The sequence below is a fragment of the Halopiger djelfimassiliensis genome, from assembly GCF_000455365.1.
Lineage (GTDB): Archaea > Halobacteriota > Halobacteria > Halobacteriales > Natrialbaceae > Halopiger_B > Halopiger_B djelfimassiliensis.
Genome location: NZ_HG315686.1, coordinates 663,838 through 682,008 on the forward strand (window position 1 = coordinate 663,838; position 18,171 = coordinate 682,008).

Annotated in this window: 15 protein-coding genes; 2 read left to right on the forward strand and 13 right to left on the reverse strand. The window is 65.4% G+C overall.

Features of this window, described 5'->3' with window-relative positions; translation table 11 throughout:
* Positions 1–60 precede the first annotated feature (60 nt).
* From TX80_RS14215 to TX80_RS14235, 5 genes are all read right to left on the reverse strand, one after another.
* On the reverse strand, positions 61–261 hold the full coding sequence (locus tag TX80_RS14215) for a hypothetical protein (RefSeq protein WP_049923785.1): 201 nt from the start codon (positions 259–261) through the stop codon (positions 61–63).
* Between the two features lie 100 nt (positions 262–361).
* Complete coding sequence (locus tag TX80_RS14220; protein ID WP_049923786.1) at positions 362–1,945, reverse strand: class I adenylate-forming enzyme family protein; 1,584 nt, start codon at positions 1,943–1,945, stop codon at positions 362–364.
* Positions 1,946–2,177: 232 nt separating this feature from the next.
* Positions 2,178–3,473: a DUF7405 family protein gene (locus TX80_RS14225; protein ID WP_049923787.1), complete on the reverse strand. Its 1,296-nt coding sequence runs from the start codon at positions 3,471–3,473 to the stop codon at positions 2,178–2,180.
* A 27-nt stretch (positions 3,474–3,500) separates the two neighbouring features.
* A complete protein-coding gene (locus tag TX80_RS14230) occupies positions 3,501–5,432 on the reverse strand; it encodes a hypothetical protein (RefSeq protein ID WP_154658658.1) in 1,932 nt (643 codons plus the stop codon).
* Between the two features lie 171 nt (positions 5,433–5,603).
* A complete protein-coding gene (locus TX80_RS14235) occupies positions 5,604–6,161 on the reverse strand; it encodes a tRNA (cytidine(56)-2'-O)-methyltransferase (RefSeq protein WP_049923788.1) in 558 nt (185 codons plus the stop codon).
* A gap of 159 nt (positions 6,162–6,320) precedes the next feature.
* On the opposite strand from TX80_RS14235, the gene TX80_RS14240 reads away from it, so the two are divergent.
* Together TX80_RS14240 and TX80_RS14245 are read left to right on the forward strand one after the other, a co-directional pair.
* Positions 6,321–6,686 (forward strand): cupin domain-containing protein, encoded by a 366-nt coding sequence (locus tag TX80_RS14240; protein WP_049923789.1) that lies wholly within the window; start codon positions 6,321–6,323, stop codon positions 6,684–6,686.
* Between the two features lie 399 nt (positions 6,687–7,085).
* Positions 7,086–7,316, forward strand: coding sequence for a hypothetical protein (locus TX80_RS14245; RefSeq protein ID WP_049923790.1), 231 nt, complete (start codon positions 7,086–7,088; stop codon positions 7,314–7,316).
* 30 nt (positions 7,317–7,346) lie between these two features.
* On the opposite strand, the gene TX80_RS14250 is transcribed toward TX80_RS14245, so the two are convergent.
* The 8 genes from TX80_RS14250 to TX80_RS14285 all read right to left on the reverse strand — a co-directional run bounded on the left by TX80_RS14250 (position 7,347) and on the right by TX80_RS14285 (position 17,661).
* Positions 7,347–7,808 carry a universal stress protein gene (locus TX80_RS14250; RefSeq protein WP_049923791.1) on the reverse strand — a complete coding sequence of 154 codons (462 nt, stop codon included), beginning with the start codon at positions 7,806–7,808 and terminating at the stop codon, positions 7,347–7,349.
* Between the two features lie 3 nt (positions 7,809–7,811).
* Entirely contained in the window at positions 7,812–9,509 is a 1,698-nt protein-coding gene (locus TX80_RS14255; RefSeq protein ID WP_049923792.1) for a VC_2705 family sodium/solute symporter, read from the reverse strand.
* Complete coding sequence (locus TX80_RS14260) at positions 9,506–9,946, reverse strand: DUF4212 domain-containing protein (protein ID WP_049923793.1); 441 nt, start codon at positions 9,944–9,946, stop codon at positions 9,506–9,508. Before TX80_RS14260 ends, TX80_RS14255 begins: the two co-directional genes overlap by 4 nt.
* Before the next feature lie 56 nt (positions 9,947–10,002).
* Positions 10,003–11,982: an acetate--CoA ligase gene (gene acs / locus TX80_RS14265; RefSeq protein ID WP_049923794.1), complete on the reverse strand. Its 1,980-nt coding sequence runs from the start codon at positions 11,980–11,982 to the stop codon at positions 10,003–10,005.
* 220 nt (positions 11,983–12,202) lie between these two features.
* Positions 12,203–14,500: a bacterio-opsin activator domain-containing protein gene (locus tag TX80_RS14270; RefSeq protein ID WP_049923796.1), complete on the reverse strand. Its 2,298-nt coding sequence runs from the start codon at positions 14,498–14,500 to the stop codon at positions 12,203–12,205.
* Between the two features lie 127 nt (positions 14,501–14,627).
* Complete coding sequence (gene acs / locus TX80_RS14275; RefSeq protein ID WP_049923797.1) at positions 14,628–16,604, reverse strand: acetate--CoA ligase; 1,977 nt, start codon at positions 16,602–16,604, stop codon at positions 14,628–14,630.
* A gap of 55 nt (positions 16,605–16,659) precedes the next feature.
* The gene (locus TX80_RS14280) at positions 16,660–17,160 is read right to left on the reverse strand and encodes a universal stress protein (RefSeq protein WP_049923798.1); all 501 of its coding nucleotides are present in this window, start codon (positions 17,158–17,160) and stop codon (positions 16,660–16,662) included.
* 39 nt (positions 17,161–17,199) lie between these two features.
* Positions 17,200–17,661, reverse strand: a complete 462-nt coding sequence (locus TX80_RS14285; protein ID WP_049923799.1) for a universal stress protein — start codon at positions 17,659–17,661, stop codon at positions 17,200–17,202.
* Positions 17,662–18,171 lie beyond the last annotated feature (510 nt).

The window sequence follows — 18,171 nt, forward strand, 5'->3', positions numbered from 1 at the left end:
CCGAATTGGCAGGCCACAGCGCGGTCGGGCAGCCACACCACCTGCGACGTCGACGCGCCGCTACGCACGCAGCGTGTGCCAGGCGGCAGTGACCAGCACGACAAGCAACGACACGCCGAGTCCGGTCGTCACACCCATCACCAGCGACTGGGGAAGCGTATGGCCCGTCACGAGCAGTCCGATCACGCTGGCTCCGACGAGAGCCGCCCCGAACATGTACCACTCGATCGCCGTCCCGGGAAGTTCCGGTTGCGAAGACATACCGCTCCCTGCGTCACCGGCCCCCGAAAAACTACTCCTTTGTGCGTTCAAGCGGCCGCCGTGGCGACGGTCGTCCCTGACCCGGTGATGTCCGCGTTCCTCACTCCGCCCCGTGTCGCCGTTCGAGTTCGTACTTCCGTACTTTGCCGCTGGTCGTCCGGGGCAGTTCGTCGACGAACGCGATCTCGCGGGGGTGCTTGTACGCCGCGATCCGGTCCAGACAGTACTCCCGGAGTTCCCTCGCCGTGACGCCGTCACCGGGCTCGGCGTCGTCGGTCGGAACCACGAAGGCCTTCGGGACCTCGTTGCGCCGCTCGTCCGGAATCCCCACGACCGCGGCGTCGGCGACGGCCTGGTGTTCCAGCAGAAGGGCCTCGAGTTCGCTCGGATAGACGTTGTACCCGCCGGTGACGATGACGTGTTTCTTCCGGTCGACGATTTCGTAGTAGTTGGTCCCGTCACGACGGGCGACGTCGCCGGTCCGAAAGTAGCCGTTCTCGGTAAACGCCGCCTCGGTCGCGTCGGGCATCTCGTGGTAGCCGTCCATCACCTGCGGCCCACGGACCAAGAGTTCGCCCGCCTCGCCCGGCGGCACCTCCGCACCGTCGTCATCGACGATCTTACAGTCGGTCATCCGCAGCGGTTGCCCGATCGTTCCGTGTTGCAGGCCGAACGTCGAGTCCGTTTGGGAGTGGGTTGCGCCGTGGGTTTCGGTCAGGCCGTACCCCTCGGCGATGTCGACGCCCGCGGTCGTTTCAAATGCTTCCTGAACGGCGCTCGAAAGCTTCGCGCCGCCCTCCGAGACGGATTCGAGGCTCGTCAGATCGTACTCGCCGAAGTCGTCGGCCGCGACCATGTCGGTGTACATCGCCGTGACCCCCACGAAGTGGGTGATCGCCTCGTCCTCGATACGCTGCATGCAGGCCTGTGGATCCCACTCGAGGGCGCTGCGGAAGTAACAGGTCCCGCCGCCGACCAGCGGCTGCAACGCGGTGTGGGTGAAACCGGTGATATGGTACAGCGGGAGCCAGATGAGACTCCGGACGTCCCCGGGATCGACGTTCTGGGTCGACCGCGCCAGCGTCCACAGCAGTTGTGCGCGGGTGTTCCGGTGGGTGAGTCGGACGCCTTTCGGGTCGCCGGTCGTCCCCGACGTATAGGGCAGCAAGGCGACGTCGTCGTCGTCCCGCTCGACCAGCGTCGGCTCGCCCCGGACCGCCTCGAAGAACGCGTCCTCTGGGTCGCGATCCGTGTGCTCGCTCTCGACGGTCAGCACCTCGAGTTCGGTGCCGACGTCCGCGACGGCCCGATCGACGACCGACCGCAGTGACGGATGTGTGACGATCGCCGTTGCGTCCGTATCGTCCAGCTGGGAGGCGACCTCGCGGCGCTTGTACTGGGGGTTGATCGGCGAGATCACGACCCCGGCCCGGAACCCGCCCAGCGAAGCGACCAGAAACGCCGGACAGTTCGGCAGAAAGAGCAGCAGCCGATCGCCGGGTTCGAGACCGAGATCATGGAGCCCGCCCGCGAACGCCGCCGTTCGGTCACGGAGTTCGGCGTGCGTGGTCGACTCCCCGTGGTATTCGATAGCCCGTTCGTCGCCGTGGTGTCGCGCCGTCTCGTCGAACAGGGTGGCGACGTTTCCCGATCGTGACGCCGTATTGATGTCAGTTAGTTCCACATAGATAAATAAAGAATATTAATCATAAACGTTTGTGTTGCGTTCGATTACCGAACCCGGCGTCGACGAGTCGCCAGGTCTCGCTCGAGGAGGCTGCTCGACAGCCGGTCGTCCCTCCCGGATGGGGACAGCGTGAACGCGTGCTGTCACGGGGATCGGACGACGACGCCACCGTGGCCTGCACAGCCCCGCGATGTACGGTCTCGCCAGCCGGGTCAGCGGAATCGCCCGTCTACCGGACCTCGCCGTTCGGTTCGGGTCGCGGCAGCGCCCGATGGGACCGCGGTGGGATGAGGTAGCTACCCCAGCGTCGAACCCGAAGATATCGGAGAATGCCGTTGCCCTGTCGCGGCCCGAGTCCGTACTGTCGGAACTCCTCGCCGGCCATCGCCTCCCGGACGCGGGTAAACTCCGATAGTTCCCGCTGGAGGGAGACGAAGTGGACGCCACAGACGTCACCGTCGGTCGTGTTCACGTCCCGGCGGAGCAACACCGGCGTCCCGTCGTCGCGGGCCTGAGCGAGCTTCTGTGCGTGTCCGACGACGCCCTCGTCGCGAGCGTGGTCGTGGATCTCGTCGGTGACCGACGCGATGCCGGTTTCGGTCCCGAGCCGTTCGCCGATCTCGCCGACCGTCTCACGATCGGCGTGTGCGGGACTGAACAGCCGCGCGACGCGTTGCTCGTGGTCGCTTTCGTCGTACCACACGTCGAGATCGAGCTCGAGGGTTTCGAAATGCTGCGTCGAGCCGCCGGCGAACGGGCCGTTCCGGATCGTTACCCGGTCTTCGGTCGCCTGACTTTCGCGAAAGCCCGATCGAAATCCCATAAAGAACGGTGCCTCCTCGGGTACCGGTTCGGTATCGGGGACGCCGTCCAGTCCGTGCTGTCGAGCGGCCGGAAGACCGGGACCGACAAACCCCGTACGACGGGTTGTCCGCTCGAAGACGGCGTCGAGCGACGCCGACACCGAACGGCCGTTGAGGGTCCCACGGTCGCCGAACAGGGCCTGTTCCACGGCGAGTACCACGGCACCGTCGTCGCTCGCGAGATGCAGGAGTGCGTCGCTCGTATCGATCGTCACGTCGCTTTCGGCGGTCAGCGCGAGGATCGGGTCCGGCTTCGGAAGATCGACGGCGTCGTCGAGGGGCGCGTCGAACCGCTCGAAGTAGGCGGGAGTATAGCCGAGCGTAAAGAGGATCCCGTCGGTGTCCCGCGCGACCGCTCGTTCGATATCTCGCAACGCCGTCCGTACGGTTTTGCGGGCCGTCTCGTCCGGCGCTTCCGAGAGCGACAGACTGAGGAACACGTGGTGTTCGGGCGGGCTGACGTTTCCGTCCTGATCCGCGTGTAGCGCGTCGTTCCAGGCGTGTTGCCGGTCGGGGAGCGATGCCGGCTCTTCGACGCCCGTGGGCGCGTTTACCGAGCGCTCGTCCGCGAGACAGGCGGCGAGCGCGGCGCTCGTTCCGGCTGCGACCGCTGCCCGGACGAATTCCCGTCGCGATCGACCTGCCGTCGGATCGTCTCTCATACTGGTGTCCAAGTCATACGGAAACGATCAGTATCCGGACAGCTCTATTCGCCCCTTGGTGACGAAGTTCGTCGTCCCCGATGGATGGGGCATCTGCCCGATCGCGCCGATCATGAGCAGCCAGACGATGACCCGTTCGCCTTGAATCGGCTGCTCGTCGACGTACTGTGCCGGGTGGTAGTGTCGAGACGGCCGTCCCTCGTCGTACAGCCGACGTGCTGGATACTCACCCGGCCCGATTTCCGACTCGTCCCGTCTGACGACGACGATTTCCTGATCGTTTCGGAGCGGAATATCGATCGTTTCGGTCCCGCCGGGGTTGCTGAATCGGACGATCATTCCCGGTTCGGCTTCGAGGTAGAACTCCGAGTCGGGCGTCGTCCACTCGTCGCCATCGAACAGTTCCACGGCGACGCCGTCCTCGGTGCCGGGCGTGACGTCGATGGCTTGGGCCGACGTGTAGTGTTGCACGACCGGCTCCTCGTAGGCACCGTTTTCTCCGTACGTTTCGGCGTTTTCCTCGACTTTCCGGACGAACTGCGTGACAAGGCCCGGCCCGGCGCGCCGGAACACCGGCGAAAAGACGCCGTCCGCATAGAATTCGTACGCGAGATCGTAGTTGTACGGCCCAAAACGGAGCCCGGAGTGGAAGTCGATGCTCTCCCGACCGTTCGCGCTCGAGTGGAAGTGACTCTTCAGTTGAAACCCGCTCGGGATCCCGTCACGCGCCGGAAAGTCGAGTTTTCCGAGCATTCCGGGGCCACCCGAGCTCGACGTATGGACGTCCCAGAAGAGCAGGTCACCGCTAAACACCGTGTTGTCGTCCGGAAAGTACCATTCTCGCGTGTTCCGCCCGTCTCGCGGCGGCAAGTAATACCCCGTGAACGTGAACGGTGCGTTCATCGCCTCGAACACCGGGCTTCCACGGAACGACGCTTCAATGGTTACCCCCTGACCATCAGCGGGGGTCCACTCGATTTCCCAGCCGTCCTGTTCGAACGAGTCCGCCGGCGGTTCGATCCGGTGAAACCCCTCGTTCGCCGTGTAGTATGGGCGCTGTTCGGTTGGCACGTCCGGAACGACGTCCAGCACCGACTCCGGGGCCGGATCGATCGACGCAGCGAGTTCGGAGGGCGGAAACTCAACGGCGTGATCGAGCACGGCAACCTCGACGATCTCGGGACTTCTGGGCACCGTTCCGTCGATGAACGCGCTGATTATCCGTACCTCCTCGCCGTCTTTCACGTGCAGTACCGCGGTTCCGCCGTAGCCGTGACGGAGATCAGCCTGTCCGAGACCGGTATACCCGCCGTTCGCGCCCTTCCACGAGGGATACCACTCCCGTTCGCTCATGTCGCCGAAGGCATCTTTGACCGGCTCGAGATCGTGGATCGCCTGCCCGATCTCCATCTCGTAGGAGTTCTGCGTGACCGTCCAACTGATGTCCTGTGGATCGGTGATCTCGAGAGCGACGATCTCGTCGCGACGGCGATCGATGAGTCCGTAAACGGTTCGACGGTTCGCCGCGGTCACCTCGAACTCGGCTTCCTCGCCGTCGGGGAACCCACTCTCCTGTACGTGCAGGTCGGTCGGCCCCTGAAGACTGATCGTCTCGAGATGGTTCGTGAGTACTTCGTACGCTTCGAACGCACCGATCCAGTCACTGACGAGGTCGTTGACCGCCGGGTCGGACAGCAGCGTCTCGATCGCCCGTCGCTTTCGAGAGGCGTGCATTCGCTCGTAGTTTCGGTTGCTAAACTGACGCACGGAGGCGAAGTCGGCAGTTTCCATCCGGAGCGAGGGGATGTCCGCCGTCGATGGATCGTCGTTCGACTCCGAGACGTCCACCGACCCTCGGTTGCCGTGGAACTCGCTACAGCCGGCGATCGCTGCGGTGCTACCGCCGACCGCGGCAAGTTTCAGATAGTTTCTCCGGGTGAAACAATCGTCGGACGTCACAATACGAGCAGGTATTTTACCATAATATAGGTCCTTTGGGGTGTTCAACATACTGTGAGAATCCCGGCGCTGTGGACGTCGGGACCGAGGAGCAACCAGCGACCGAGAACGCGGCTGATGTCACGGGAAGGAGAACCGGATCGCAACGGAACGGAGAAAGCGTCGATCCGACTATCGGGACGCGTCTCCCTCTCCCGCCGACTCGACTCGCTTGCCGGTCTCCATCGGGATCACTCGCCGGTCGGCGTCGTCCCAGTCGCGCTCGAGTTCCCGGCCCTCGAACAGCCGGTCGAGAAAGACCGCGAGACCGGCGACTTCGGAGTGGGGTTGGTTGGTAACGCCGACGTTCCAGTCGGCCTCCTCGTAGACGTCAAAGGAAACCTTCTCGGAGCCGACCACCAGCAAGAGCGACTCGCCGTCCCCGTGGGCCGCCCGAACGTCGTCTTCGACGTCCTGGACGCGCTCGCCGTACATCGTGAGGTGGACGACCCGGCCGTCCCAGCCGCGGATGATCGCCTTCGGCGAGTCCGTGAGTTCGACCTCGAAGGGGCCGCCGAACCGGTCCGTGATGTCCGCGACGGTCTCGAGCGACTGGCCCGCGTTGTCGGGGAAAATCACGCGATCGGCCCCCAGCGCCCGCGCGGTCAGCCCGACGTGGGTCGTCATCCGGTCGTCCCGTCCGGGGCGGTGGCCGAGCCGAAGGACGGCGACTTCGGGTTCGTCGTGCATACCGGAACTCGCGTCCGGGCGGGTTAGGAGGTTTCGTTTCACGAACGCGTGACCGTAGCCGGTCGAATCGACGCCGAACGGCGAGCCCGGTGTCGGCCCTCCGGAAGACGACGGTTCGGAACCACAACCGTCATTTGTAAGCGGAGAAACACTCTTACCATGCGGGTTCTCAACAAAGAAGACGCACCGGCGCTCAGTCGAAACGACGGACTCGTCTCCCGCATCCTCCACTCCCAAGGGGACGTTTCGGAGACGGAGCTGACGGTCACCTGGGTCGACGTAGAGCCGGGCGCACGGCAGGTTCGACACGAACACGAGCCGGAGCAAGTATACGTCATCGTCGCGGGTGAGGGCCTCATGGTCGTCGACGAAGACGAACGCGCCGTCGAAGCCGGCGATCTGGTGCACGTTCCCGCACACACGGAACACGGCATCCGGAACACCGGTGATCGGACGCTCGAGTACGTTTCGGCCGCGACGCCGGCGTTTCCGCAAGCCGAGGTCGACGATTTCTACGATCAGTGACCTCCTCCCAGCCCTGAAGGGGTGGGTGCTTGGACGTGCTTTCCAGCGCGTGTAGTCCGGTCAAACGGGCCTTCCCACCTGCATATGGCAGGCGACCGCAAAGCGGTCGGCACGGTCTTCAGCGCGCTGGGCCGCACGGTTCGCCTCGCCTGAAGCGTGAGGCCGTGCATGGATCGCCCTCTCGTTGACTGACGTTCTCAGCCGCGTTCAAATCCGCGTGCCGCACGGACTCACAGTACGGACACGCAAACTTGCTCCCGTTACGACTCACAGCTAAAGCCGTAGGCTTCCGTTTCGCACTCCTGTAACGCGTGATCGCCGTCGTCGGTAGACTTTTTCGGGCACCATGTGAAACACTACCGTAATGATCGGATCCGAGAGCAGCCGCATGATCGACCGATGAGCCGGATTCGTGAGTGGCTCGAGACGGCGCGATCCGAGCGGTGGGGGATACTGACCGATCTGGCGTTCGCGATCGGCTGGGTCACGCTGGTCGAACTCGTCTTTCGCGTTCTCGAGGGGCCGACCTGGGCCTACTACATGTTCATGGTCGCCGGTATCGCCGCCTACTACGGGCTGATCTGGAGTTTCAAACTCGCGGTCGCACGGCAGGAGCGGGAACGCCGGTAGGCGACGGCGTGCGAACCCGGCTCGAGGCCGTTACGTCCCCGCTCGAGCGTCGACGACGAGGACGGGAATCGTCGTCGACCGGAGCGTTCGTTCGGTGACGCTGCCGAGCAGGGTCCGCCTGATGCCCGCGCGGCCGTGCGATCCCATGACGATGAGATCGATGTCGTTGTCGTCGGCGTACTCCTCGATGAGCGAGTGCGGACGACCGGCCGACACGTGTTCGACGGCGTCGAGGCCGAGTTCTTCGGCACGGTCTGTGACGGTGGCGGTGGCCTTCTCGGCACGGGTTCGGACCTCCTCCATCTCGCCGTACTGGCCCTGCCGAATGCGGTCGACCTGTTCGGCACCGAGGCTGAGACTCATCGAATCGGTATCCACGACGTACAGGGCGTGGACTTCGGCACCGTACTTCTCGGCGAGGTCGAGCGCGTGGTCGACGGCGACCTCGGCGGTGTCGCTTCCGTCGGTCGGAACGAGGATGCGTTCGTACATGGATCAGTCGTCTGCAGGAGTTTCGCCGCCGCTGCCGTCGGCGACGACGTCTTCCGCGGTCTGTTGCTGGCCCATCGGTTCGGGGCTGTGACACTGTCTGACGACCCGTTTCGTCTCCATCGGCGGCTCGTCGGTCACCATCGAGACGACGATCGTGACGGCGAACACGATCGGCACGGCAACCAGCGCGGAACCGATCGCGGGCAGCCACTGCTCGAGTCCCGCCGAGAGGGGGCCGTCGATGGATGCGACGTAGACCGGGAGGACTTCGTTGATCATCGGGATCGTCCAGATGACCAGTCCGGTGGTCATGCCGGCGAGGGCACCCTGCCGGTTCGTGTTCTCCCACCAGAGCCCGAGGAAGAACATCGGGAACAGCACCGCACCGGCGAGCGAGAACGCGTACGAGACCAGTGCGGCGATCGGTGCCGCGGGGTCTAACGCTGCAAGCGTCGTCAACACGCCCAGTGCGATGATGCTCAGTCGACCGACCAGAACCTGCTGGCGCTGGGTCGCCTCCGGATTGATGATGTTCGTGTAAATGTCGTGTGAGATGGCCGATGAGCCGGCGATGAACAGCCCGGCGGTCGTCGCGATCGCGGCGGCGATCCCGCCCGCGCTGACGAGGCCGACGAACCAGTCCGGCATCCCGGCCAGTTGCGTCGCGAGCACGACGATGACGTCGCCGGCGGCACTGCTCATGCCGGGATCACCGTATACGTCGCCGATGTTCTGTGCGTACAGGTCGGTTCCGAACGCCGCGAACGCCGGCGCGCTCAGGTAGAGCAGACAGATGAAAAAGAGGCCCCACACGGTCGACCAGCGGGCGGTCCGCTCGTTTTCGACCGTGTAGAATCGCACCAGCACGTGCGGGAGTCCGCACGTGCCGACGATAAGCGAAAAACACGTCGCGATCCACAGGTACGGGCCGCCGGTGACGAAGGGTTCGCTGAACTCCCTGCCCAGTTCGCTGATGAGCGTGCCGTACTCGAGTTGTGGGAGTACCGTCGAGTACCCCTCCGAAAAGCCGACGGCGTACAGTCCGGCGAGGAACGCGACGATGAGGATGACGTACTGGACGGCCATGTTCTTCGTCGCGCCGAGCATCCCGGACAGCGTCAGGTAGCCGACCGTGATCGCCATCATGAAGATGACCATCGCCTGATAGCCGCTGAAACCGGGGATGCCGATGTCGCCGAAGATGTACAGTCCGACCAACCCCATGCCGCGGGCCTGTCCGATCGCGTAGACGAATCCGATGAGGAACGTCGTTACCGCGGCGATAGCCCGCGCCCCATCGGAGTTGAACCGGTCGCCCACGAAGTCGGGTGCCGTGTACTTCCCGAACCGACGCATCTGCGCGGCCATAAAGATCAGCAGGATGAAGTACCCGGTCGTCCAGCCGACGACGAAGGCCAGCCCGTAGAACCCCGACAGGGCGATCAGCGCCGCCATTCCGAGATAGGACGCGGCCGACATCCAGTTTGCGCCGATCGCCATCCCGTTTTCGAGGTTGCCGATCGAGCGGCCGGCAACCCACATGTCCTCGGTATCGGCCACGCGGAAGACGTACCCGATGCCGAGGAACAACAACAGCATCGTCACCACGAGGACGGCCGGCGCGACCTTGAACGAAACGTCGAGTCCCTCGGGAAGGAGTCCGGTATCGGCCTGCAAAACGACGCTCGCGGCTCGACTCATTCGTCTTCACCCCCATCGGTCGCCGCGGCCTCCCCGCCACCGCTTGACTCCAGCGGAGCCGTGTGGTCGATGCCGTATTTGGCGTCGAGCTGGTCGCGTTTGCGGGCGTACCAGGCCGAAAGCAGCAACGCCCCGCCCGGTGCCCCGATCGCGACCAGGAAGTAGTGCAGCGGGAAGCCAAGCACCGGCATCGTCGTCGTCATCATCTCCGGTGCGATAGCCGTCAGCGTCACCGGACCGAAGACGAGGAGCACCCAGACGACGAATCCCGTCCAGACCACGCGCAGGTGGTCCCGCATAAACGACGTGCTCGGCCTGAGGAGGTTCACTTCGTTGTTGAGGTAGTCAGTGTCCAAGTGGTCCTGTGCAGACGGGGACGTCACGCCGCCGTCCGTTTCGACCGTCCCGTCCGAATCTTGTGTGTTATTATCTGGCATATATGTGCGCTCGGTGTCGTGTTCCTCGTGTGATCTGTGAAAAATCGGTTCGGTGGTCAGTCGCTTTCGACCTGCTCGGCGATTTCGTCGACGACTTCGGGGTTGCGAAGCGTCGAGGTGTTCCCGAGTTCGTTCCCGCTGGCGATGTCCTCGAGCAGCCGGCGCATGATCTTGCCCGAGCGCGTCTTCGGTAGCTCGTGGGTAAAGAGCACCTGCTCGGGTTTCGCGATCGGCCCGATCGAGTCGAGGATGGCTTGCTCGGCCTGCTCCTCGAGTTCGGCTTCCTGGTCTTCGTAGCCGTCCTCGGGAATGGCGTAGACGTACACCGCCTCGCCCTTGACGTCGTGTTCGCCGCCGACGACGGCGGCCTCCGCGATCCCCTCGACGCCGACGACGGCCGACTCGATCTCCATCGTCCCGAGCCGATGCCCGGAGACGTTGATCACGTCGTCAACGCGCCCGAGGATGGTAACGTAGCCGTCCTCGTCGAGTTTCGCGCCGTCCTCGGGGAAGTAGACCCACTCGTCGGCCTCCTCGTCGGAGTACTCCTCCCAGTACTCCGAGATGAACCGCTCGTCGTTGTTATACAGCGTCCGCAACATTCCGGGCCAGGGGTTGTTGATCGTGACGTAGCCGGCTTCGCCGGGGTCGACTTCCTCGCCGTTTACGTCGGCGACGCGGGCGTCGATCCCGGGCAGCGGCGGTCCGGCGGAGCCGGGTTTCATGGTGTTGATCCCCGGCAGCGTGGTGATCATCATGCCGCCGGTCTCGGTCTGCCACCAGGTGTCCACGATCGGGCACTCCTCGCCGCCGATGTGCTGGTAGTACCACTTCCAGGCCCGCGGGTTGATCGGTTCGCCGACGGTGCCGAGCAGGCGAAGCGACGACAGGTCGTGGCGGTCGGGATACTGCGACCCCCACTTCATGAACGCCCGAATGGCCGTCGGTGCGGTGTAGAAGACGTCGACGCGGTTCGTCTCGACGATCTCCCAGAGGCGATCCTTCTCGGGGTAGTCCGGCGTCCCCTCGTACATGACGGTCGTCGTGCCAAGCGCAAGCGGTCCGTAGACGATGTAGGAGTGGCCGGTGATCCAGCCGATGTCGGCCGAACACCAGTAGGTATCTTCGGGCTTGACGTCCAAGACGGCGTGGCTCGTCCACGCGGTGTACGCGAGGTAGCCGCCGGTTGTGTGTTTTACCCCCTTCGGCTTGCCGGTCGTTCCCGACGTGTACATCAGGAACAGCATGTCCTCGGCGTCCCGCGAAACCGGGTCGACCGACGCTCCCTCGTGTTCGGCGACCAGTTCGTCGTAGTCGTGGTGACCGTCCGCGAGCGAGTGCTCGAGGGCCTCACCAAGCCGGTCGACGACAACGACCTCCTCGACCTCGTGCTCGACGCTCTCGAGCCCCTCGGTTGCCTTCGAGAGGTGATCGAGCGCGTCCCCGCGCCGATAGTAGCCGTCGCAGGTGACCAGATACTCGCTGTCGGCCGAGTTCATCCGCGTCGCCAGCGCGTCCGCGGAGAACCCGGCGAAGACGACGCTGTGGGGTGCGCCGATCCGCGCACAAGCCAGCATCGCTATCGGCAGTTCGGGGACCATCGGCATGTACAGCGTGACGATATCGTCTTCCTCGACGCCGAGCTCACGGAGCGTCGCGGCGAACGCCTCGACCTCGTTCAGCAACTCCCCGTACGTGTAGGTTCGCGTCTCGCCGAGTTCGCCCTCCCACTTGATGGCCGCGCGGTTTTTCGCTCCCTCCTCGACGTGTCGGTCGAGACAGTTATACGACGCGTTCAGTTCCCCGCCGGTAAACCACTCGTAGAACGGCGCGTCGTCGTCCTCGAGGACGGTGTCGTACGCCTCGTCCCACGAGAGGAGGTTGGCCGCTCGCTCCCAGCAGTCCGGCCAGTTCTCCTCGAACTCCTCGTAGATTCCCGGATCAGTGACGTTTGCCTGCTCGACGAACGACTCGGGCGGATCGAACTCCGCTTGCTCCTCGAGTCGCGCCTCGAGACTGGCTTCCTCCTGTGACATGATACACCCTACCAATACACAACTGGAATAGTAAAGCCGGCCTCTAGTTGTGCAAAATCAGTCTTACTGGCTCATAGATTAGGGTGCGCTCGCCCGGTATTTCGACCCGCCGCTGGCCCGTCTCGATCGACCGAACCGGGACGCCGTCGCGGGGATCGCCGTCGGTCAGGTGACGACCGGCCGCTCGAGTCTAGACGCTTAGCGCCCGGGGCGATCCGGCTCATTCGTCGCCCGACGGATCGTCGAAGAACGTCCGCAGGAGTTCGTGCTGGCCCTTTCGCAGGTGGTTGTGAAGCGTCGGCGAGGAGATGCCCATCGCGTCGGCGATCTCTTCGGCGGTACTCTCGCGGGGCCAGTCGTAGTAGCCGCCGGAGTAGGCCGCCCGAAGCGCCGCCACCTGCCGGTCGGTCAGCCGATCCTCGAGTCCCTCACGGAACTCGCGGGCCGTCTGGACCGCCCGTTCGGCCTCGCGTTTCCCGATCAGTTCGGAGTCGGGAAACGCGGCGCGGAGTCCGTCGACGATCGTCCGCAGCTCGGCATCGGCGGCGCATTCGGCCGTGATCGTCGCCGTCCCTGCCTCGATGACGGCCTCGAGGACGGTAACGCCGTACTCGGTGAGCGTCAGCGTCGGCGACGAGCCTTCGACGACGAACTCGACGCGCCATCCGTCCTCGTCGGTTTCGATCAGCCGGCAGTCGGCGATACCGCCGTCGGTCTCGGCGCGGTCGAACACGTCACCCGGGGACGCCCCCTCGAGCCGGAAGTAGTAGAGCTGAGTCGACTCGGAGACCGGAACCAGCGAATCGAGTTCGAACCGACAGTCGAGCGCACTCGAGGTTTCGACGAAAAACGACCCCGCGTCGTGACAGGCGATGTCGAACTCGACGACGCGATCGGACAACAGGAGGTTGCGGCGGCGAACGGCGGCGATCGCGTAGCCGACCTGACGCCCAGTCGTCTCGAGCCACTGCCGCTCCTCCCCGTCGAACGGCTCCGGGCGCTCGGTCGCGACCGAGAGCGTCCCGTAGGTCGTATCGCCGTAGCTCAAGGGCACCCGTGCGATTGCCCCCTCGAAGGTGCCGTCGTCGAACTCCACGGTAACGTCGCGGACGACGTCGATCGCCGGCCCGTGAGATCCGTCGGCGATCGCCGACTCGAGGACGGCTCCGTCGTTCCGACGGGCGTCGTCGGCATCGGGGTCGGTATCGCCGTTTGGATTCGAGGCGGCGTCGGCCCCGCCCTCGTCCGGTTGCCACTCGGCGGCAGCGAGGCGATCGACCGCGTCCGGTTCGATCCCGCTCGAGGCGCGCCACTTCCGGCGACGGTCCGACAGCGTCGCCCGATCGATCCAGGCGAACTCGTAGGCCCCGCCGTCGACCAGCGCCGTACAGGTGTCGGTCTCGACTTCCTCGTGGCCGCTCGACTCGAGCAGCGACGCCGTCACGCTGCGGTGCCGTCGGGCGACCGCGTAGCGTCGCTCGAGTGCGTCACGCTGCGAGCAAGCCGACTCGAGTTGCTCGTGGTGTCGAGAAACGTCACGGACGAAAACGGCGAAGCCGCGATGGCGGCCCCGGTCGTCACGAAGCGGCGAAACGACCTCGGTCGCCCGAAACCGCGATCCGTCCTTGTGGACGCGCCACCCCTCGGCTTCGGACCCGGACTCCTCGAGCGCGGCCGACAGCGTTCGCTCCGGCGCGCCGTCTTCGACGGCCGAGTCGGGATAGAACGCCGAAACGTGGGACCCGACGATCTCGCCGGCCCGGTAGCCGAACATCGCGGCGGCGCTTCGGTTCCACCGCTCGACGTAGCCGTCCTCGTCGAGGTGAACGAGCGCGTACCGATCGCTGGCGGCGAGGAGAAGCCGGACGACGCTGTCGTCGCTTACCGAGAGACTGGACCGCGATCCGCGCGGCGACCGGCCGCGGCCGTCCCGGGGACCGGAGGGCCGTTCGACCGCGTCGAAGGCTTCGACGAGTTCCGCGTCCGTCGGCGTCGGCAAGTAGGGCTCGAGCGCTTCGAAACTCCGCCAGCCGCCGGCCGTTTTGACGGCCCGGGGGTTGACCTCGTGGTCGACGAGAGCGGTAGCGGCGAAGTAGCGTCGGAGTTCGCCGGTAGAAGCATCGACGAGGGACGGATCGTCGAACACCTCTCCCGCCCGGTCGGCGACGTCCGAGACGAGCATCTGGAGCCGACGCGGCGTGACGTCGAAGATCCGATCCGCGGGGGACAGATCGTTGCTCCGTGCGTATCGCCGCAGTTCACGCTCGACCCGGGTCGGCAGATACGCGGTCCGGCCCTCCCGGTCACCGACGGCCGGGACCCGAACCAGATACCGCGGCGGATCGATCCGGACCTGTTCGACGTCATCGACGGTGAGTTCCGCGAGTTCGGCGGGGCGGAGACCGACTTCGCCACAACAGCGGACGACGAGCGCTTCACGATAGGTCTCGGCAGCGTCGAGCAGCATCTCGTACTGCCGGTCCGACAGCACCCCCGACTCGACCGCTGTCGTCGTCATGTTTCGCTCTCTCCAGCGACGCGAACATAATTGTATCGCCTCCAGTGCAGGCTGACGCTCGAATAGTCGATCCAGCCCGTTCGAGGCGATCGAAACCGTTTCGCGGCTGTTGGATACGCGAAACCGGTCATCGATCGCCGCTCTCGGTCTGGATCTCGCCGACGATCTCCGGGTTGCGAAGCGCGCTCGTATCGCCCAGTTCCTCGTCGTTCGCGATGTCCGCCAGCAGGCGGCGCATGATCTTGCCCGACCGCGTCTTCGGCAGTTCGGGCGTAAAGACGATCTCCGTGGGCGTCGCGATCGGGCCGATCGTCGTCTCGACGTTGTCGACGATCGCGGTTCGAACGCCGTCCGTGGCGTCGCGGTTCCCGTCGGTGCTTACGTACGCGTAGATGTCGGTGCCCGTCCGTCCGTCGGATCGGCCGACGACGGCGGCCTCGACGACGCCGTCGACGTCGGTGATCGCGCTTTCGATCTCCATGGTGCTCAACCGCCGGCCGGAGACGTCGATCACGTCGTCGACGCGCCCGAGGACGGTAACGTAGCCGTCCTCGTCGATGCAGGCGGTGTCGCCGCTGAAGTAGCGCCACTCGTCGGCGTCGGGATCGGAAAACCGGGTCCAGTACTCGGTGCGATACCGCTCGTCGCCGTCGTACAGCGTTCTGGCCATCCCGGGCCACGGCCGTGCGATGGTGAGGTAGCCGGCCTCTCCAGGGTCGACCTCCTTCCCCGTTTCGTCGACGACCTGCACGTCGATCCCCGGCAGTCCCGGCCCCGCCGCTCCGGGCTTCATGTCGTCGACTCCCGGCAGCGTCGAGATCGTCACCGCGCCCGTCTCGGTCTGCCACCAGGTGTCGACGATCGGACACTCTCCGCCGCCGATGTGTTCGCGGTACCAGTTCCACGGCCGGGGGCTGATCGGTTCGCCGACGGTCCCGAGCAACCGCAACGACGACAGATCGTACCGCTCCGGATACTCCGGCCCCCACTTCATGAACGCACGGATGGCCGTCGGCGCGGTATAGAAGATATCGACCGCGTTTCGGTCGACGATCTCCCAGAGCCGATCGCGATCCGGGTAGTCCGGGGTACCTTCGTACATCACGGTGGTCGTCCCGAGCGAAAGCGGCCCGTAGACGATGTAGGAGTGGCCGGTGATCCAGCCGATGTCGGCCGCACACCAGTAGGTATCTTCGGGTTTGACGTCCAACACGGCGTGGCTCGTCCAAGCGACATGGGCGAGATATCCGCCGGTCGTGTGAACGACCCCTTTCGGGTCGCCCGTCGTGCCCGATGTGTACATCAGAAACAGCATGTCCTCGGCGTCCCGCGAAACCGGCGCGACGGTCTCGCCCGCAAACGCCTCGCGGAGGGCGTGGTACTCCCACTCGTCGTCCCCGAGCACGTGCGGGAGTTCGTCGCCGAGTCGATCGACGACGACCGTCCGCACGTCGTGCTCGAGGGCGAGGCAGGCGTTGTCCGCCTTGCTCTTCTGGTTGAAGGCGTCGCCGCGCCGGTAGTAGCCGTCGCAGGTGATCAGGTACTCGCTGTCGGCCGAGTTCATCCGCGTCGCCAGCGCGTCCGCCGAGAGGCCGGCGAAGACGACGCTGTGGGGCGCGCCGATCCGCGCACAGGCCAACATCGCGATCGGCAGTTCGGGGATCATCGGGAGATAGATCGTCACCACGTCGTCGGCCTCGACGCCGAGATCGCGCAGCGCGGCGGCGAACTCGTTGACCGCAACGTAGAGGTCCCGGTAGGTGTAGGTCTCCCGCTCGCCCTGTTTCCCTTCCCACCTGATCGCCGCGTGGGTCTTCCGGCCCGACTCGAGGTGCCGGTCCACGCAGTTGTACGACGCGTTCAGTTTCCCGCCGGGAAACCACCGGTAGAAGGGTGCGTCGTCGTCCTCGAGAACGGTATCGTACGCCTCGTCCCACGAGAGCAACGCCGCGGCGCGTTCCCAGCAGTCCGGCCAGTCGTCCTCGAACGCCGCGTAAACGTCCGCGTCGGACACGTTCGCCTGCTCGACGAACGACGCGGGAGGGGAGTGCGGCGCGCCGGTCGGGGCGGGTCGATCCCGCCCCCACCCGTTCCGATCGACCATTGCTCGTTCGAAGCGATGTCAGTCACCGGAATAAACGTTCCTCCGGGACCGACGGCTACAGCCCTTCGGTCATCGAATCGATGTCGGCGATATCTTCGGGGTCGACCTCGGTCCCGGGTCGGCGGACGACGTAGACGTCGTATCGCTGATCGCTCGCGACCGGACTGCCGACGCTCGACTGGGGAGCGATCACCGACCCGGCGTTTTCGGACCCGATGAAGACCACGGTCGCCTCGATCTCGCCCGCGACCCGGCGGATCTCGCGAACGACGTTCGTCGTCGACGTCGCCGTCGGCTCGTCGGAACTGACGCGTTCCGTCCGAAACGTCGCCCCGGGGGCGACCTCGTCGGCTCGCATCTGCATCCCCGCGGCGATGGCGTCGGGATCGAACGGCTCCCCCTGTGTGATCCAGCCCCGATCACGGGCGTAGTCCGGATCGTCCGGGATCACCGTCAGGGCGACGACTTCCTCGTCCATCAGCTCGCCGAACTCCGAGGCCTTCTCGAGGGCGATAGTCGCCAGCTGGGACCCGTCGAACGGGACGAGCAGTGTCATATCGCTATGTCACACGACAGGTGTGGTAAATGTTCCCCCTCAAATACCGTTCTGACCCGTTTCGTCGCCGGAATCCGCGTCGTCGACGACGAGTACCGGTCGCTTTGCGAGCCTGACGACCGCGTCGACGGTGCTGCCGAGCAGCGCCCGCTTGAACGACGAACTGCCGCGGGAGCCGACGACGATCGCGTCCGCGCCACGGTCGTCGGCGTACGCGAGGATCTCCTCGTGGGGGACGCCGGACCGAATCTCCGTTTCGACGTCCAAGCCGGCCGCTTCGGCCGCCGTCTCGAACTCGGCAAGCGTCGATTCCGCCTGCTCCCTGCGTCGCCGCGTCGCCTCCTCCGGGTCAACGATCGCGTTGTCGTACTCGGTGCGGCTCTCGAGGACCGCGATGCCGTACAGCGGGACCTCGAACCGGCGCGCGAGTTCGATGGCGTGGCGGGTCGCCGCCGTCGCGGCGTCGCTGCCGTCCGTCGCGACGAGAATCGAGTCGTACACACGGCCCGGTACGTGACGCCGAAAGAAAATCCTGCGTCCGACGGCGACTCGAGCCGGCCGGTCGGTCTCGAGCCGTCGGCCTCGAGCCAACCCGTCCCCTCGTTCTCGAGCCGAGTGCGGCGCGGGTGGCTCGCGCGGCAGGGATGGTTTTTCCCCGATCGTCAATAGATATAAGTCACTATACGTGTTAGTTCTCCCCGGAAGCTACCGTCTCCAGAACCGTCGCAGGGGGCATGCGCTGAAATGCCCCGGGTGCTGGATCACCCGAGACGTGGCTTCCAACCCGGTAAGGTCGAAGCGATGATTGCGTACCCGCTCCCGAGACATAAACGTCTCGCACGACATTCCGTTCGCTCGACACGGATAGCGGCGCGTCCGAGGTGCGTTTTTGGGCCGCGTTCGGCGGTCGTGCCGAGCCGGCCCGCTCGAGTCCGGCGGTCGGCGGGGGTCGATGGGGGATTCCCGCGAGGTCGCACCTCGCCGCGGTCGCTCGAGCGAGCGCGTCATGGT

Coding starts and splice junctions, on each gene's coding strand:
- TX80_RS14215 (WP_049923785.1), bottom strand. CDS start 261: ATGTCTTCGCAACCGGAACTTCCCGGGACGGCGATCGAGTGGTACATG.
- TX80_RS14280 (WP_049923798.1), bottom strand. CDS start 17,160: ATGACACTGCTCGTCCCGTTCGACGGGTCCCAGCTGGCGACTATCGCC.
- acs (WP_049923797.1), bottom strand. CDS start 16,604: ATGGTCGATCGGAACGGGTGGGGGCGGGATCGACCCGCCCCGACCGGC.
- TX80_RS14225 (WP_049923787.1), bottom strand. CDS start 3,473: ATGAGAGACGATCCGACGGCAGGTCGATCGCGACGGGAATTCGTCCGG.
- TX80_RS14250 (WP_049923791.1), bottom strand. CDS start 7,808: ATGTACGAACGCATCCTCGTTCCGACCGACGGAAGCGACACCGCCGAG.
- acs (WP_049923794.1), bottom strand. CDS start 11,982: ATGTCACAGGAGGAAGCCAGTCTCGAGGCGCGACTCGAGGAGCAAGCG.
- TX80_RS14240 (WP_049923789.1), top strand. CDS start 6,321: ATGCGGGTTCTCAACAAAGAAGACGCACCGGCGCTCAGTCGAAACGAC.
- TX80_RS14260 (WP_049923793.1), bottom strand. CDS start 9,946: ATGCCAGATAATAACACACAAGATTCGGACGGGACGGTCGAAACGGAC.
- TX80_RS14255 (WP_049923792.1), bottom strand. CDS start 9,509: ATGAGTCGAGCCGCGAGCGTCGTTTTGCAGGCCGATACCGGACTCCTT.
- TX80_RS14235 (WP_049923788.1), bottom strand. CDS start 6,161: ATGCACGACGAACCCGAAGTCGCCGTCCTTCGGCTCGGCCACCGCCCC.
- TX80_RS14245 (WP_049923790.1), top strand. CDS start 7,086: ATGAGCCGGATTCGTGAGTGGCTCGAGACGGCGCGATCCGAGCGGTGG.
- TX80_RS14270 (WP_049923796.1), bottom strand. CDS start 14,500: ATGACGACGACAGCGGTCGAGTCGGGGGTGCTGTCGGACCGGCAGTAC.